This is a genomic window from Methylobacterium sp. 174MFSha1.1 (assembly GCF_900116815.1).
Lineage (GTDB): Bacteria > Pseudomonadota > Alphaproteobacteria > Rhizobiales > Beijerinckiaceae > Methylobacterium.
The window spans coordinates 1-15,413 of record NZ_FPCB01000052.1 but is presented as its reverse complement, the minus strand read 5'-3'; the positions used below and the strand labels follow the sequence as shown (position 1 = coordinate 15,413).

Sequence of the window (15,413 nt, the reverse complement as noted above, 5' to 3'; positions counted from 1 at the left end):
GCGGCCCGCGCCCTCGGATGCCGGCCTCAGGGCTTGCCCGAATCCAGGCGTGGCGCCGGCCGCGTCGCGCCGCAGGGCGTGCGCGAGAACCGGACCGGTGGCCGCGTCGCGAGGAGCGACCCCTCCGTCGGATGGTCGATCGCCTCGAAGAAGCCGGTGGCGGCGAGATGGGGATCGTCGAGCAGGTCCTCGATCCGGTTGACCCGCGTGCAGGGCACGTCGAGGGGCGCGAGGCGCGAGAGCCACGCCTCCGTCGTGTCCTGGGCGAGGCAGCCGGCCAGGCGCTCGTAGAGGGTGTCGATCATCGCGGCGCGGGCGGCGTCGGACCCGAGGGCTTCCTCCTGCGCCCAATCCTCGCGGCCGGCGGCGCGGAAGACCGCGCGCCAGTGGCTCGCATTGTAGGGCAGGACCGCGATGTGGCCGTCGCGGGTCGGGTAGGGCCGGCGGTGCTTCGAGAGGAGGCGCGCGTAGCCGGACGGGCCGAGGGGCGGTCGGAAGGTGAGGCCGGCGAGGTGCTCGACGGCGAGGAACGACACCATGGTCTCGAACATCGGCACCTCGATTGCCTGTCCCTCTCCCGTGCGGGCGCGGTGGAACAGGGCGGCGGTGATCGCCGTGGTGACGTAGAGCGACGCGGTCTTGTCGGCCGCGATGGTCGGCGCGTAGCGGGGCTCGCCCCCGGCCCGCCGCTCGAGATCGGCCCAGCCGGACGCCGCCTGGACGATGTCGTCGTAGGCCGGCCGGTCCCGGTAGGGCCCGTCCTGGCCGAAGCCGACGATCGCGCAGGTGATCAGCCCCGGATTGATCGTGCGCAGGCGCGCGTCGTCGAGGCCGAGCCGGGCGGCGGCCTTCATCCGCATGTTGTGGACGAGGATGTCGGCGCCCCGGACGAGGTCGTCGAGCCGGGCACGGCCGGCCTCCTGCTTCAGATCGAGGACGACGCTGTCCTTGCCGCGATTGCAGTTGAGGAACGCCGCCCCCATGCCGGGCGAGCGGGCCGGACCCGGCGCGCGCAGGATGTCGCCGCCCGGTCCCTCGACCTTGACGATCTCGGCGCCGAGCTCGGCGAGGATCTGCGTCGCGAAGGGGCCCGCGACGACCGTGCTCAGGTCGACGACCCTGATGCCTGCGAGCGGACCCGGCATGCCACTTCTCCTTATCGTTGCGCGGGCCCCGGCGCTCAGCGCGCCGTGAAGCCGCCATCGACGGGCAGGGCCACGCCCGTCACGTAGGAGGCATCGTCCGAGGCGAGCCAGAGCACCGCGTGTGCGGCCTCCTCCGGCCGGCACAGGCGCCCCATCGGCACCGCGGAGACCATGCGCGCCTCGGCGGCGGCGGCCTCCGCCGGATCGCCCGAGCGGCCGGTGAAGCCGAGCTTCATCGGCGTCTCGGCGAGGCCCGGGCAGACGACGTTCACCCGGACGTTGTCGGGTGCGAAGGTCTGGGCGAGGGACTTCGTCAGCCCGACCACCGCGAACTTGGCAGCCGAGTAGATCGGGCTCCACATCGAGCCGACGAGGCCCGAGACGGAGGCGGTGAACACGATCGACCCACCGCCGCGCCGGCGCATGTGCCCGATCGCCTCGCCGGCGGCGAGGGCCGCCGAGGTGACGTTGAGGTCGATGGCGAGCCGGTAGGCCGATACGTCGAGGTTCTCGATGCCGCCGGGCCCGGGGATGCCGGCATGGGCCCACAGCACGTCGATCCCACCGAGCGCGGCGGCGGCGTCGTGGATCGAGCCCCGCATCTCCTCGGGTTGCGAGAGGTCGGCCCGCACCGTCGCGACGTCATGGCCCTGCGCCGCCATGTCGGCGGACAGCCGCGCGAGCCCCTCGGCGTTCACGTCGATGGCCGCGACCCGCGCCCCCTCGCGCAGGAAGAGCTCGACGCCGGCGCGCCCCATCCCGGAGGCCGCGGCCGTCACCACCACGAGCTTGTTGGCCAGTCGCATGGTCGTTGATCCTCAGCTTGCGTCGATGCCGTCGGGGCGGCGCCCGCTACTTCACGAACGGGCATCCGCCGTCCTTCAGGGGACGGAAGGCCTCCGGACCCGGGATAGTGGCCAGGACCTTGTAGTAGTCGTAGGGCTTCTTCGATTCGTCCGGCTTCTTGACCTCGACGAGCATCATGTCGTGCAGCACGCGGCCGTCCTCGCGCAACATCGTCTTGCCGAAGAGCGGGTCGTCGAAGGTCCCCGCCTCCCGCATCGCCTTCACCACCGCGGCCCCGTCCTTGGCCGACCCGACCTTCGCGACCGCCCGAAGGAACGCGATCGTGGCGGAATAGGCCCCGGCCTGGTTCATGGTGGGGTAGCGACCGTTGTTGCGGGCGGCGAAGCGCTCGCCGAAGGCCCGCGTCGCCGCGTTCAGGTCCCAGTAGAACCCTGTCGTCAGGCGCAGGCCCTGGGCGGTGCGCAGGCCCAGCGAATGGATGTCGGAGAGGAACAAGAGCATGCCGGCGAGCTGCTGCCCGCTCTGGACGATGCCGAACTCCGCCGCCTGCTTGATGGCGTTGATCGTGTCGCCGCCCGCATTGGTCAGGCCGATCACCTGCGCCTGCGAGGCCTGGGCCTGGAGCAGGAACGACGAGAAGTCCTTGGCGTCGGTGGGATGGCGGACGGTTCCAGCCACCCGGCCGCCCTCGGCCTTCACCACGGCACTGGCGTCGCGCTCGAGCGCATGGCCGAGCGCGAAATCGGCCGTGATGAAGTACCAGGACTTGCCGCCGGCCCTCGTGATCGCCTCCGCGGTGCCGTGGGCGAGCGCCCAGGTGTCGTAGGTCCAATGCACGGAGTTCGGCGTGCAGGATTTGCCGGTCAGGTCCGAGGAGCCGGACGCGGTGAACAGCGCGACCTTGTTCTTCTCCCGCACGAGCGGCGCGAGGGCGAGGGAGATCGCGCTCGTCGGCATGTCGACGACGGCGTCCACCCCGTCCGAGTCGAACCACTTGCGCGCGATGGTGCTCGAGATATCGGGCTTGTTCTGAGCGTCGGCCGCGACGACCTCGACCGCAAGGCCCTTCGCCTCCGGCAGCTTGGCGAAGTCCTCGACGGCCATCCGGGTCGCCTCGGCGGCCCCCGCGCCGCCGATATCCGAGAAGATCCCGGACATGTCGGCGAGGACGCCGATCTTGACCGGGACCTGCGCCAGGGCGGCCGAAGACAGCGTCGTCGAGGCGGCGAGGGCGAGCGTCCCGAGGGTACGGCGAAGCGACATGCATTCCTCCCTGCGGCGGGCCGACTTGTCGCGGCCGTCCGCTTCACGGCACCGATCGTCGCGGCCCGCTAAATTCTTATGTAGGAATTTTTCATTCCTGCTTATGAATAAGTCAAGCGCCCTCGGAGGCAGAGGGGGAGGCGGGATGCGTGTGGTGCCCCGAAGCACCGGCCGTTAGGTTGCGCAGCCATGAACCCGGGCGGCGGTCGAACCCCGCACCGGCACGGGGCGACGGGACAGATGCAGGTCAAGCAGGCGGCCAACGTTCTCGAACTGATGGAGTATTTCGCCGAGCGGCGGCGGCCGGCCACCCTCGCCGAGATCTCGGACGATCTCGGCTGGCCGCGCTCGAGCACGTTCAACCTTGTCGGGACGATCGTCGAGCGGGGCTATCTCTACGAGCCGCGGCCGCGGGCCGGGTACTACCCGACCCCTCGCTGGCTCACGCTCGCCCTCACTGTGGCGGAGGCCGAGCCGCTGCCGGGCGTCGTCGACGACCTCGTGGCCGATGTGGCGGCCGCCACCGGCGAGACCACGGCGGTCGGCACCCTGACCGGCATCCACGCCCTGTTCCTCGTCGTGGCGGAATCCCGGCACCAGGTGCGCTACCATGCCCGGGTCGGCGACCGGGTTCCGGTCCATGCCAGCTCCGCCGGGCGGGCGATCCTCGCCCAGTATCCTGCGGCCTCGCGCGAGGCGATCTACCGCCGGGTCGCGTTCGAGCGCTTCTCCGACACGACGCCGTTGGGCGTGGAGAACGTGGAGCGTGCGCTGCTGGAGGCGGAGGAGCGCGGCTATCACCAGAGCGACTCGGAGTACATCGCCGACCTCGCCGGCGTCGCCCTCCCGCTTCCCCTCGGCGACCGCCGGCTCTCGATCGTCGTCGCGGGGCCGACCTCGCGCTGCCTCGCGCGGCGGCCCGAGACCGCCGCCATCCTGAAGGCCGCCCTGTCCCGCCATGGCCTCGCGGAGCCCGGCCCTCAGGCCCAGTCGAGGTAGGTCCGCGGGCAGGTGCCGAGGACCCGCTTGAACATCGCCGTGAAGGCGCTCGGGCTGTCGTAGCCGACGTCGAGGGCGACGCTGGTGACGGAGGCGCCGCCGCCGAGGCGGGCGAGCGCCTCCATGAGCCGCACCCGCTGCTGCCAGGCCGAGAAGCTCATCCCGGTCTCGCGGCGGAACAGGCGCGTGATCGTCCGGCGGCTCAAGCCCGTGAGGAGCGCCCACTCGTCGAGAGTCCGGGTCTCGCCGGCGCGGGAGAGCACGCTCTCGCAGATCCGGCCGAGACGGTCGTCCTGCGGCACCGCGACGTGGAGCGAGGAGGCGGGCATCCGGCCGATCTCCGCGAGCAGGAGGTCGACGAGCCGGCCCTCCCGTCCGTGCTCGTCGTAGAGGACCGGCATCGCCAGCACCTCGGCGAGGAGCGCCCGCAGGAGCGGCGTCGTGCGCACCAGGCGGCAGGCGCCGTGACCGGCCGGCATCGCGTCGGCCTCGACGTAGAGGGTCTGCACCTCCACATCCGCCCATGATCGGGACTGGTGCACCACGCCCGGCGGGATCCACAGCCCGTGATCCGGCGGGACGACGAAGCACCCCTCGTCGGTCAGCATCGCGGTGACCCCGGTGACGCCGAGGATGAACTGCCCGCGCGCATGGGCGTGCCGGGTGCTGGTGCTGGTATCGGGATAGAACGCCCCCATCCCGCCCACCCGGCGCGGCACGGCCTGGAGGCTGGCCGAGAGCGCGCGGGCCGCCCGCGGGTCGGCGGCCCGCCGTCCCTGCGGGATCGTCTCGCACCGCTCGGCCTCGAGCGGGAACGGCTTCCTCATCCTGCGCTCCTTGGACGGACGATCGACCAGGCCGGGGGAGGCAACCTGCATACCACGCTCGGCCGCCATCGCAGCCCGCCGGCTGGCCCGATCGCGATACTCGGCGGCCCGGATGCGACGGCGGGCCGGTATTCGCTCGGCTAGGCTCTCACGATCGCTCAACGATCGGGAGAGGCCGGGATGGATCGCCGCCAGTTCACCGGGGGATTGCTCGCCGGCGCCGCGTCCCTGCCGCTCGGCGCGGGACGGGCGGGGGCGCAAGGTCGCGGCGGCACGCTCAACGTGATCATCCAGCCCGAGCCGCCGATCCTCGTCACCGCCCTGAACCAGCAGCAGCCGACGCTGACCCTCGGCGGCAAGATCTACGAGAGCCTGCTCAAATACGCCCCGGACCTGAAGCCGATGCCCGGCATGGCGCGGTCCTGGGAGATCTCGCCGGACGGGCTCACCTACACGTTCCGGCTGTTTCCCGGCATCACCTTCCACGACGGCACGGCGATGACGGCGCAGGACGTCGTGTTCTCGTGCATGACCCTGCTGATGGAGACCCATCCACGGGCGCGCAACACCTTCCGCCGCGTGGCGCGGGCCGAGGCGCCCGATCCCCTGACCGTGGTCTTCACGCTGAAGGAGCCCTTCGCGCCGTTCCTCGGCTCGTTCGACTGCACCACCGCGCCGATCGTCCCGAAGCACGTCTACGAGGGCACCGACTTCCGCAAGAACCCGATGAACGACAAGGCCATCGGGACCGGCCCGTTCAAGCTCAAGGAATGGGTGCGCGGCTCGCACGTCCACCTGGTGCGCCACGACGGCTACTACCGCAAGGACGAGCCGCACCTCGACGAGATCATCTACCGGGTCATCCCCGACGCGGCGTCGCGCACGCTCGCCCTCGAGAACGGCACGGTGCAGCTCGCGCAATGGTCCGACGTCGAGTTCTACGACGTCGCCCGCCTCAAGGCCCGCCCGAATCTCGCCGTCACCAATGCGGGTTACGAGTACTTCGCGCCGCTGCAATGGCTCGAGATGAACAACCGCGTCGCGCCGCTGAACGACCGGCGCTTCCGCCAGGCGGTGATGCACGCCCTCGACCGCGAGGCGCTCGCCAAGCGCGTCTATTTCGGGCAGGCGAGGGTCGCGACCGGGCCGATCGCCTCGAAGACGAAGTTCTACGACCCGAACGTCCGCAAGTACGAGTACAGCCCCGACAAGGCGAAGGCTCTGCTCGACGAGATGGGTCTCAAGCCCGGCGCTAACGGCAAGCGGGTCGAGATCAAGTTCCTGGTGCCGCCCTACGGCGAATCCTACCAGCGCTCGGCGGAGTTCTACCGCCAGTCCTTCGCCCGCGTCGGCATCGACCTCGTGCTCGAAGCGACCGACATGGCGGGCTGGGCCTCCCGGATCGGCAACTGGGACTACCAGATGACGACGAACCTGCTCTACCAGCTCGGCGATCCGGCGCTCGGCGTCTCGCGCACCTACGTGACCTCGAACATCGTCAAGGGCATCCTGTTCTCGAACACGCAAGGCTACTCGAACCCCGAGGTGGACCGGCTGTTCGACGAGGCCGCGAGCGCGCTGGACGAGAAGAAGCGCCAGGAGCTCTACACCAGGGTCCAGCAGATCCTGGTCGAGGAGGTGCCCGTCGCCTGGACGCTCGAGATCGAGTACCCGATCATCTACGACAGGAGCCTCAAGGACGTCGTGACGACGGCGATCGGCTCGCACGAGACCTTCGGCGCGGTGACGAAGTCGTGACCGGGATCAGGCGCGCCGCCGGAATCGGAATCGCGCTCGGTGCCTGGATCGTCCGGCTCGTCCTGGTGGTCCTGGTGATCGCGACCTTCAACTTTGCGCTGGTGCGGGCCGCGCCCGGCGACCCGGCCCAGGTGATGGCCGGGCAGTCGGGCGGCGCGGACGCCAAGCTGCTCGCCGACCTGCGCGCCGAGTACGGCCTCGACCAGCCCTACGCGGTGCAGCTCGTGCGCCATCTCGGCCGGGTGGTGCGGCTCGATCTCGGCACCTCGACCCAGCAGCGCCGGCCGGTCCTCGACCTGATCCGCGAGCGCCTTCCCGCCACCCTCCTCCTCACGGTCACGGCCTTCGCCCTCGCGCTCCTCCTCGGCTCGACCCTCGGCGTGATGGCCGGCCTCGCGGCGGGCAGCGCCGCCGACACCGCCTTCACGGTCCTGTCGCTCGTGCTCTACGCCATGCCGGTGTTCTGGCTCGGGCTGATGCTGGTCCTGGTCTTCTCGGTCTGGCTCGATTGGCTGCCGCCCTTCGGCTACGGCACGATCAACGCCCGGCTCGGCCCCCTGGGCCAGGCCCTCGATCTCCTCAGATACCTCGCGATGCCGGCGGCCTCCCTCGGGGCGATCTACCTCGCGATCTACGCCCGGCTGATGCGGGCCGCGATCATCGAGGTGGCGCAGCAGGACTTCGTGAAGACCGCCCGCGCCAAGGGCCTCACCGGGGCGCAGATCGTTCTCGGGCACATGCTGCGCAACGCCCTCGTGCCGGTGGTCACGGTCGCGGGCATGCAGGCCGGCGCCCTCGTCGGCGGCGCGGTCGTGGTCGAGACGGTGTTCGCCTGGCCGGGACTCGGCCGGCTCACCTTCGACGCGCTGCTGCAGCGCGACTACCCGGTGATGCTCGGCGTGTTCCTCATCCTCTCGGTCATCGTCATCCTGTTCAACCTCGCGACGGATCTGGCCTACCGGCTCATCGATCCGCGCATGCGGGCGGGGAGCGCCTGAGATGGACGCGCTCAAGGCTTTCCTGCGCCACCCGAGCGGCATGGCCGGGCTCGTGCTCATCCTGGCGGTGCTGGTCCTCGCGGCGAGCGCCCCCGTCCTCTACCCCGAATCCCCCTGGGAGATGGTGGCGACGCCCTTCGCCCCGCCCGGTGAGGACGGGATGCGGCTCGGGGCCGACACCCTCGGGCGCGACGTCGCGGCGGGCATCGCCCACGGGGCCCGGGTCTCGCTCCTCATCGGCGTCGCCTCGGCGCTGGCGGCGCTCGTCATCGGGGTGACGGTCGGGGCGCTCGCCGGCTATGCCGGCGGCGGGCTCGACGCGGCGCTGATGCGCATGACCGAGCTGTTCCAGACGATCCCCGCCTTCGTGCTGGCGATCCTGCTCGTCGCGACCTTCACGCCCTCGCTCGCCACCATCGTCGCCACGATCGGGGCGGTGTCCTGGCCGCCGCTGGCGCGGCTCACCCGGGCCGAATTCCTGCGCCTGCGCCGCCGGGAATTCGTCGAGGCGGCGATCTGCCAGGGCGAGCGCACCGCCAGGGTGGTGTTCGGCCACGTGCTGCCGAACGCGGTCTCGCCGATCCTCGTCACGGCCTCGCTCACGGTGGCGAGCGCGATCCTCATCGAGAGCGCGCTCTCCTTCCTCGGCCTGGGCGATCCCAACATGATGTCCTGGGGCTTCATGGTCGGCTCGGCCCGCAGCTCGATCCGGCAGGCGTGGTGGGCGAGCGTGTTCCCGGGCCTCGCGATCCTCGTCACCGTGCTCGCCATCAACCTGTTCGGCGAGGGCCTGAGCGACGTGCTCAACCCGCGCATCGCGCGGCGCCGGGGCTGACGACCATGACCGACGCCAAAGCTCCCGTATCCACGGCTCCCGTCCTCGCCGTCGACCGGCTCACCATCGCGCTGCCGCGGGGCGGCGACCGGGCCCACGCGGTCGAGGACGTCTCCTTCGCGATCCAGCGCGACGAGGTGGTCTGCCTCGTCGGCGAGTCGGGCTCCGGCAAGTCGATGATCGCGCACGCGATCCTCTCCCTGCTGCCGTCCGGGGTGCGCGTCGCCGGCGGCGCGGTCGCGGTGAACGGGCGCGACGTCGCGCGGCTGTCGGGCTCCGACCTGCGGGCCTTCCGCGGCGGCGAGGCCGGGATGATCTTCCAGGAGCCTTTGTCCTCCCTCAACCCCCTGAAGCGCGTCGGCGCCCAGGTCGCCGAGACGATCCGCACCCACCAGGGCGCGCTGCCGCGCGACGCGATGCGGGCCCGGGTCGAAGGCCTGCTCGCCCAGGTCGGCCTGCCGACGCCCGGGCTTCTCGCCCGCTCCTACCCGTTCGAGCTCTCCGGCGGCCAGCGCCAGCGGGTGATGATCGCCATGGCGATGGCGAACCGGCCGGCCCTCCTCGTCGCCGACGAGCCGACGACGGCCCTCGACGTGACGACCCAGGCGCAGATCCTGCGGCTGATCGACGATCTCAGGCGCGAGCGCGGCATGGGCGTGCTCCTCATCACCCACGATTTCGGCGTCGTCGCCGATGTCGCCGACCGGGTCGTGGTGCTGCGGGGCGGGCGCGTGGTCGAGACCGGGAGCGCGGAGGCGGTTCTGCGCCGGCCCCGCGATCCCTATACCCGGGCGCTGATCGACGCGGTGCCCCGCGCGCGGCTGCGTCCGCCTGCCCCCCGGCCGGAGGGAGCGCCGGTCCTCTCCGTCGAGGACCTGCGCAAGACCTTCACGGTGCGGCGGGGCTTGTTCCAGCCGCCGCGCCGGGTCGTCGCCGCGGACGGCCTCTCCCTCCGCCTGCACCAGGGCGAGACCCTCGCGGTCGTGGGCGAATCCGGATCGGGCAAGTCGACCCTCGGGCGGATGATCATGCGCCTCACCGAGCCCGATCGCGGCGCGATCCGGCTCGGCGGCGAGGACCTGCGCTCGCTCGACGGCGAGGCGCTGCGCCAGGCCCGGCGCGGCCTCCAGATCGTGTTCCAGGATCCCTTCGCGAGCCTCGACCCGCGCCAGAAGGTCGGGGACGCGGTCGCCCGCGGGCCGATGGCCTACGGCACCCCGCGCCGCGAGGCGATGGCGGCCGCCCGCGCGCTCCTGGAGCGGGTCGGTCTCACGGCGGCGGCGGCGGAGCGCTATCCGCACGAATTCTCCGGCGGGCAGCGCCAGCGCATCTGCATCGCCCGGGCGCTGGTGCTGCGGCCGCAGGTGCTGATTGCCGACGAGGCGGTCTCGGCCCTCGACGTCTCGGTCCAGGCCCAGGTGCTGGCGCTGCTCGCCGAACTGCGCCGCGAGATGCGTCTCGCGATGATCTTCATCACCCACGACCTGCGCATCGCCGCCGAGATCGCCGACCGGGTGATCGTTCTGCAGAAGGGTCGGATCGTCGAGGAGGGGGCGACGCGCGACGTCTTCTCCGCGCCGCGCGAGGCCTATACCCGCGCCCTCCTCGACGCGATTCCGGGGCGGCGCTTCTTCGAACATCCCGGATTCACGCGCGAGCCCGTCGCGCCGGAGGTCGCATGACAGACGAGACGCAACCCCGCACGACCCTGACCGGCCCCGAGCGCGACGCGCTCTTCGCGGCAGTCGATGCCGGCTTCGAGCGCCAGATCGCCGACACCATCGCCTTCGCGGCGATCCCTTCGACCCGCGGCCAGGAGGGTCCGTGCCAGGACAGGATGGCCGACCTCCTGCGGGCGCGGGGCTACGCCGTCGACGACTGGCGCATCGACCAGGACGATTTGCGCCACCTGCCCGGCTTCGGCCCGGTCGAGACCGACTTCTCCCGCGCCCGCACGGTGGTCGGGACCTACCGGCCGGAGCGGGCGCAGGGCCGCTCCCTCATCCTCCAGGGCCATTGCGACGTGGTCCCCGCCGGCCCCCTCGACATGTGGAAGCGCCCGCCCTTCCAGCCCGTCGTGGAGGATGGCTGGCTCTACGGCCGCGGCGTCGGCGACATGAAGTCCGGCACCATCGCGGCGCTCTACGCCCTCGACGCGCTCGAGGCCGCGGGCCTCGCGCCCCAGGGCCGCATCCACGTCCAGTCGGTGATCGAGGAGGAGAGCACCGGGCTCGGCGCCCTCTCGACGCTGCAGCGCGGCTACCGGGCGGAGGCCTGCTTCATCGTCGAGCCGACGAACGGGCGCCTGATGCGGGCGCAGACCGGGGTGATCTGGTTTCGCCTCAAAGTCCGGGGCGAGCCCGCCCACGCGGCCCATGCGGCGGCCGGCTTCAACGCGATCAAGGCGGCCTATCACGTCATCCAGGCCCTGGAGGGCCTGGAGGCGGAGTGGAACGAGCGGGCGAAGGACCATCCCCGTTTCGGCACGCTCACGCACCCGCTCAACCTCAATGTCGGCATCATCCGCGGCGGCGAATGGGCCTCGAGCGTGCCGGCCTGGTGCGACGTCGATTGCCGCATCGGCCTCCTGCCCGGCTGGAGCGTGGCCGCGTGCCAGCGCGAGATCGAGGCCTGCGTGGCGCGGGCCGCAGCCAGCCATCCCTTCCTCGCCCAGAGCCCGCCCGAGGTGGTGTGGTCCGGCTTCCTCTCGCCCGGCTACGAGGTGACGGGGGCCGAGGCGGCGGAGGCCGTGCTCGCCGAGGCGCACGGCGCCGGCTGGGGCGGCCCGCTCGAGGATTCGCTGTTCACGGGGCTGACCGACGCCCGCTTCTACGGCCTCGATTACGGCATCCCGGCCTTCTGCTACGGCGCGACGATCGAGAACGCCCACGCCTTCAACGAGCGCGCGAACGTCGAGTCGCTGCGCAAGCTCACCCGCACCGTCGCGCTGTTCGTCGCCGGCTGGTGCGGCGTGGCGCCGATCACCGGAGGGACGCGATGACGGAGATAGCCGGGCAGAACCCTCCGATCCGGACGCAGGACGAGCTGCGGGCCGAGTACGGGCCGATCAACCCGCTCGCCGAGAAGAAGGTCCTCGGATACATCGACGGCTTCTGCCGCGACTTCATCGCGCTCTCGCCCTTCCTGGTGCTCGCCTCGAGCGACGGCGAGGGGCGCTCCGATGCGAGCCCGCGCGGGGACGCCGCCGGCTTCGTGGCGGTGCTCGACGAGCGCACGCTGCTGATCCCGGACCGGCTCGGCAACAAGCGGGTCGATTCCTTCGCCAACATCCTGCGCTACCCGGCCGTCGGGCTGATCTTCATGGTGCCGGGGATCAACGAGACGCTGCGGGTCAACGGCCGCGCCAGCCTCACCCGCGACGCGGACCTGCTCGCGCCCCTTGCCGCCCAGGGCAAGGTCCCGCCGGTCGGTCTCCTCGTCGAGGTGCAGGAAACGTTCTTCCATTGCGGCAAGGCGCTGATGCGCTCGAAGCTGTGGGATCCCTCGCTCCACGTCGAGCGCAGCAGCTTCCCGACGCTCGGCCGCATCATCGCCGAGCAGACCGCCTCCGTGACGGTCGAGGCGGCCGAGCGGACGATGGAGGAAGGCTACCGCACGAGGCTGTACTGATGACCCAGAACGACTGGCGGGCGCGGGCCGGCACGCCCTTCGCGTGCGAGAAGACCCCGGTCGCGGCCCGGCGCGGGATGGCGGTGACGAACCACCCCCTCGCCTCGGCCGCTTCCCTCGAGATGCTGGCCGCCGGCGGCAACGCGATCGACGCCGCCGTCGCGGCGCTCTTCGCCCTCACGGTGGTCGAGCCGATGATGGTCGGCATCTTCGGCGGCGGCGTCGCGGTGATCCGCCTCGCCGACGGGACGACCACGACGATCGACGGCCTCGCGACCGCGCCGGCCGCCGCCCGGCCCGACGCCTACGACCCCGTCTCCGACACCTGGCCGGACTACATGGAGACGCGGGGGCGTCGCAACTTCATGGGCGCCTCCGCGGTCGCGGTCCCGGGCACGCTGAAGGGCTGGTGCGAGGCGCTCGCCCGCTACGGCCGCCTGCCGCTCGCCGACGTGATGGAGCCGGCGATCCGGCACGCCCGGCGCGGCTTCACGGTCACGCCCTACCTCGCCGCCTGCACGGCGGAGAACGCGCCGCTCCTGGCGCGCGACGCCGCGATCGCAGAAATCTTCCTGCCCGGCGGCGAGCCGGTCGCGGCCGGAGCGCGCCTCGTCCAGGGCGATTACGCGCAGACGCTCGCCACCATCGCCCGCGAGGGGCCGGACGCGCTCTACGGCGGCGGCCTCGGCAGCGAGATCGGTTCGGCGCTCCGGGCCGCCGGTTCCTACCTCGCGCCCGCCGACCTCGCGGCCTACCGCACGGTGGAGCGCGCACCGGTGCGGGGGACCTATCGCGGCGTCGAGATCATCGGCCCGGCGCCGCCGGCCTCGGGCGGGGTCCACATCGTGCAGATGCTGAACCTGCTCGAGGCCTACGATCTCGCCGCCATGGGCTTCGGCACGCCGGACACGCTTCACCTCCTGCTGGAAGTCCTGAAGATCGCCGCCGTCGACCGGCGCGCCGCCACGGCCGATCCGGCCTTCGTCGACGTGCCGGTGGCCCGGCTGACCGCGAAGGACTACGCCGCCCTGCGCCGCCAGGAGATCGACCCGGCGCGGGCCGGCCGCTACGCGCCGGGCGTCGGCAGCAACGAGTCCCAGAACACCACCCACGTCACCGTGGCGGATGCGGACGGCGCCATCGTCACCTCGACCCAGACGATCAACAGCCTGTTCGGCGCCAAGATCATGATCCCCGGGACCGGGATCGTGCCGAACAACTACATGTACCTGTTCGATCCGCATCCCGGCCACGCCCTGTCCCTGGCGCCGGGCAAGCGGATCACGAGCGGCATCTCGGCCCTCGTCGGCTGCCGCGCAGGGAGGCCGGTCTTCGCCCTCGGGCTGCCCGGCGCGCACCGGATCCCCGCCGGCGCGCTCCAGGCCGTCCTCAACCTCGTCGATCACGGCATGTCGCTGCAGGAGGCCGTCGAGGCGCCCCGCGTCTTCACCTGGGGCGAGGAGGCGGAGATCGAGGACGGCGTCCCGGAGACCGTGCGCGCGGCGCTTGCCGCCCGCGGCCACCCGGTGCGGCCGGTGGCGCATGTCGGCGGCGGGATGTGCGCGGTCGGCTTCGAGCCCGACGGCACGATGACGGGGGCGGCCTGCTGGCGGGCCGACGGTTCGCCGGCGGGGCTCGGCGGCGGGCTCGCCCGCGCCGGCACCTCGTTCTGGCCCGACCCGCGCCGGGCCGCTCCGTCGGCCTGACCCGTCCGGGTCATCCGGCGGCGCATCACGTCGCCGCGTCGCGCTCGGCCGGGTCCGACCGATGGTGGTGGCGGATGAAGGCCCTCACCGCCGGCGCCGGCTCGTTGCGGCGGTAGGCCACCGCGAGATCCGAGGTCGTCGTCGATCCGGTGACCGGGCGGTAGACGAGGCCGGGCAGTTGCAGGCAGGTCAGGGATCGCGGCACGAGCGCGACCCCGAGCCCGACCGCGACCATGCTGGCGATGGTGGTGAAGTCTCGCCCGGTGGCGCTGATCGTCGGCTCGAAGCCGCTCTCGCGGCAGGCGGTGACGGCGTTGTGGTGAAAGCCGACATCGACGGCCTGGCGCGGCGCGATGAAGGTCTCCTCGCTCAGCGCGGTCAACGGAATCGTCTCGTGATCGGCGAGCGCGTGGGCCGCACCGACCGCGACGACGAGGGGATCGCGCAGGACGCAGGTCGTCGCGACCCCATCGGGGACCTTCACCGGGGGCGGACATAGCCGAAATCGAGGGCGCCGCCGGCGATTGCCGCGAGTTGCAGGCCCATCTCCATCTCGGTCAGCTGAAGCTCCACCTCCGGATGCGTCGTCCGGAAGCCGGCGAGCGACGTCGTGAGCACGCCCGCATAGGCGGCCCAGGCCACGTAGCCGATGGAGATCCGGCCCGTCTCGCCCCGACCGGCCCGGCGCACGGCGGCCAGAGCCGTGTCGGCTTGGTTAAGCGTCTTGCGGGCCTCCTGCAGGAAGACCTGGCCGGGCAGCGTGAGCCGGACCGAGCGCCGGCTGCGATCGAGCAGAGCGGTGCCCACCAGCGCCTCCAGGTTGAGGATCTGCTGGCTCAGGCCCGGCTGGGGGATGCCGAGCCGCTCCGCGGCTGAAGTTCCGCTGTGATTAGGCGTTGAATAAGGACCCCGTTTCCGGGGTGATCGGCGTCCAAACGGCCCCCCCAGGATACGTCATCCAGACTGCCTCCCGCACTCGGAACGGGAGGCTCGCGGAGGATGTTGGTCGTGGAGACGGTCGCGAAGATCCGCCGCGCGTACTTCGTGCAGCATAAGCCGATCAAGCAGATCTGTCGGGAGCTGAAGCTCTCCCGCAAGGTCGTCAGGAAGGTGATCCGCTCGGAGGCAACCGCCTTCCGCTACACCCGCAGCGTCCAGCCTGTACCCAAGCTCGGGCCCTGGCGCGACGAGCTCGACCGGATGCTGACGGCCAATGTCGGGAAGCCGGCGCGGGAGCGGCTGACGCTGACCCGGATCTTCGAGGCGCTGCGGGGGCTCGGCTACGAGGGCGGCTATGATGCCGTCCGCCGCTACGCCAAGACGTGGAAGCGCCAGCAGGCCAGCGTGACGGCTCCCGCCTTCGTGCCGCTCGCCTTCGCCCCGGGCGAGGCCTACCAGTTCGACTGGAGCCACGAGATCGTCCTGATCGCCGGCGTCACCACGAC

General features: G+C 71.9%; 14 protein-coding genes and 1 pseudogene. 9 read left to right on the top strand and 6 right to left on the bottom strand.

Annotated features, from left to right (window positions below; genetic code table 11):
* Window positions 1–26: 26 nt before the first annotated feature.
* From BM430_RS30440 to BM430_RS30430, 3 genes are read right to left on the bottom strand one after another with little or no spacing between them, the layout of a single operon-like run.
* Window positions 27–1,145 (bottom strand): CaiB/BaiF CoA transferase family protein, encoded by a 1,119-nt coding sequence (locus BM430_RS30440; RefSeq protein ID WP_093570958.1) that lies wholly within the window; start codon window positions 1,143–1,145, stop codon window positions 27–29.
* 35 nt (window positions 1,146–1,180) lie between these two features.
* On the bottom strand, window positions 1,181–1,951 hold the full coding sequence (locus tag BM430_RS30435; protein WP_093570957.1) for an SDR family NAD(P)-dependent oxidoreductase: 771 nt from the start codon (window positions 1,949–1,951) through the stop codon (window positions 1,181–1,183).
* Between the two features lie 46 nt (window positions 1,952–1,997).
* Window positions 1,998–3,215: an ABC transporter substrate-binding protein gene (locus BM430_RS30430; RefSeq protein ID WP_093570956.1), complete on the bottom strand. Its 1,218-nt coding sequence runs from the start codon at window positions 3,213–3,215 to the stop codon at window positions 1,998–2,000.
* A 240-nt stretch (window positions 3,216–3,455) separates the two neighbouring features.
* Between BM430_RS30430 and BM430_RS30425 the strand changes: the two genes are divergently transcribed.
* The gene (locus BM430_RS30425) at window positions 3,456–4,214 is read left to right on the top strand and encodes an IclR family transcriptional regulator (RefSeq protein WP_093570955.1); all 759 of its coding nucleotides are present in this window, start codon (window positions 3,456–3,458) and stop codon (window positions 4,212–4,214) included.
* Here the strand turns inward: BM430_RS30425 and BM430_RS30420 are convergent.
* A complete protein-coding gene (locus BM430_RS30420; protein WP_093570954.1) occupies window positions 4,196–5,041 on the bottom strand; it encodes an AraC family transcriptional regulator in 846 nt (281 codons plus the stop codon). The genes BM430_RS30425 and BM430_RS30420 overlap by 19 nt on opposite strands.
* Window positions 5,042–5,221: 180 nt before the next feature.
* Here BM430_RS30420 and BM430_RS30415 point away from each other — a divergent pair, with 180 nt between their 5' ends.
* Genes BM430_RS30415 through ggt form a run of 7 tightly spaced genes read left to right on the top strand, consistent with a single transcriptional unit; the run spans window position 5,222 to window position 13,968 of the window.
* Window positions 5,222–6,799 (top strand): ABC transporter substrate-binding protein, encoded by a 1,578-nt coding sequence (locus BM430_RS30415; protein ID WP_093570953.1) that lies wholly within the window; start codon window positions 5,222–5,224, stop codon window positions 6,797–6,799.
* Window positions 6,796–7,797, top strand: coding sequence for an ABC transporter permease (locus tag BM430_RS30410; RefSeq protein WP_093570952.1), 1,002 nt, complete (start codon window positions 6,796–6,798; stop codon window positions 7,795–7,797). Before BM430_RS30415 ends, BM430_RS30410 begins: the two co-directional genes overlap by 4 nt.
* 1 nt (window position 7,798) lies before the next feature.
* Window positions 7,799–8,632 carry an ABC transporter permease gene (locus BM430_RS30405; protein ID WP_093570951.1) on the top strand — a complete coding sequence of 278 codons (834 nt, stop codon included), beginning with the start codon at window positions 7,799–7,801 and terminating at the stop codon, window positions 8,630–8,632.
* A 5-nt stretch (window positions 8,633–8,637) separates the two neighbouring features.
* The gene (locus BM430_RS30400; RefSeq protein ID WP_093570950.1) at window positions 8,638–10,314 is read left to right on the top strand and encodes a dipeptide ABC transporter ATP-binding protein; all 1,677 of its coding nucleotides are present in this window, start codon (window positions 8,638–8,640) and stop codon (window positions 10,312–10,314) included.
* A complete protein-coding gene (locus BM430_RS30395) occupies window positions 10,311–11,633 on the top strand; it encodes an ArgE/DapE family deacylase (protein ID WP_093570949.1) in 1,323 nt (440 codons plus the stop codon). The genes BM430_RS30400 and BM430_RS30395 overlap by 4 nt, the downstream gene beginning before the upstream one ends.
* The gene (locus tag BM430_RS30390; RefSeq protein ID WP_093570948.1) at window positions 11,630–12,262 is read left to right on the top strand and encodes a pyridoxamine 5'-phosphate oxidase family protein; all 633 of its coding nucleotides are present in this window, start codon (window positions 11,630–11,632) and stop codon (window positions 12,260–12,262) included. The genes BM430_RS30395 and BM430_RS30390 overlap by 4 nt, the downstream gene beginning before the upstream one ends.
* Window positions 12,262–13,968 carry a gamma-glutamyltransferase gene (ggt, locus tag BM430_RS30385; RefSeq protein ID WP_244539735.1) on the top strand — a complete coding sequence of 569 codons (1,707 nt, stop codon included), beginning with the start codon at window positions 12,262–12,264 and terminating at the stop codon, window positions 13,966–13,968. Before BM430_RS30390 ends, ggt begins: the two co-directional genes overlap by 1 nt.
* Before the next feature lie 25 nt (window positions 13,969–13,993).
* Here ggt and BM430_RS35625 read toward each other — a convergent pair whose 3' ends face one another.
* Together BM430_RS35625 and BM430_RS35620 are read right to left on the bottom strand one after the other, a co-directional pair.
* A complete protein-coding gene (locus tag BM430_RS35625; protein WP_280142296.1) occupies window positions 13,994–14,452 on the bottom strand; it encodes a LysR family substrate-binding domain-containing protein in 459 nt (152 codons plus the stop codon).
* Entirely contained in the window at window positions 14,449–14,775 is a 327-nt protein-coding gene (locus BM430_RS35620) for a LysR substrate-binding domain-containing protein (RefSeq protein ID WP_280142295.1), read from the bottom strand. Before BM430_RS35620 ends, BM430_RS35625 begins: the two co-directional genes overlap by 4 nt.
* A 192-nt stretch (window positions 14,776–14,967) precedes the next feature.
* Here BM430_RS35620 and BM430_RS30375 point away from each other — a divergent pair.
* A pseudogene (locus BM430_RS30375) lies at window positions 14,968–15,413 on the top strand (IS21 family transposase); the annotation flags it as partial.